Below are 492 nucleotides of genomic sequence, written 5' to 3' on the forward strand. Positions count from 1 at the left end.
ATGATGTTGCTGTTCAACTAAACACTTGACTGCTTTTGTTCAGTCAAGATTTTTCTTCTACTCAGACTTTCTTGTGTTAATTTATTTTTATACAAATTAACTCGAAAATCTCTCAGTTTTCAGCTTGTTTCCAAATTTTTAAAGAACAGTAAGATAAATAAATCATCTTTAATTGGCGTCCCCACGGGGATTCGAACCCCGGTTACCGCCGTGAAAGGGCGATGTCCTAGGCCTCTAGACGATGGGGACAACAGGTAAAGATAATTTGTTGTCTTCGCACTTCTTTTTCATTTCATTCGTTTATCTTGCTCGACCTAGTAAGCAATAGTTTAAAGTGCGGTCTTTTTTTCTTTCTTTTCTACTTTCTATCAGTCAATCTGTGTGGACACTTATTGTCGCTCGTTTTTGGTAAGGAGGTGATCCAACCGCAGGTTCCCCTACGGTTACCTTGTTACGACTTCACCCCAGTCATGAATCATACCGTGGTAAACG

1 tRNA gene and 1 rRNA gene are annotated in these 492 nt (G+C 39.4%); both read right to left on the reverse strand.

Features of this window, described 5'->3' with window-relative positions:
* Positions 1 to 173: 173 nt before the first annotated feature.
* A tRNA-Glu gene (locus ACTG7Q_RS10855) sits at positions 174 to 249 on the reverse strand.
* A 160-nt stretch (positions 250 to 409) separates the two neighbouring features.
* Positions 410 to 492 (reverse strand): 16S ribosomal RNA (locus tag ACTG7Q_RS10860); the annotation flags it as partial.

Source organism: Lonepinella sp. BR2474, assembly GCF_051851555.1.
GTDB lineage: Bacteria > Pseudomonadota > Gammaproteobacteria > Enterobacterales > Pasteurellaceae > Lonepinella.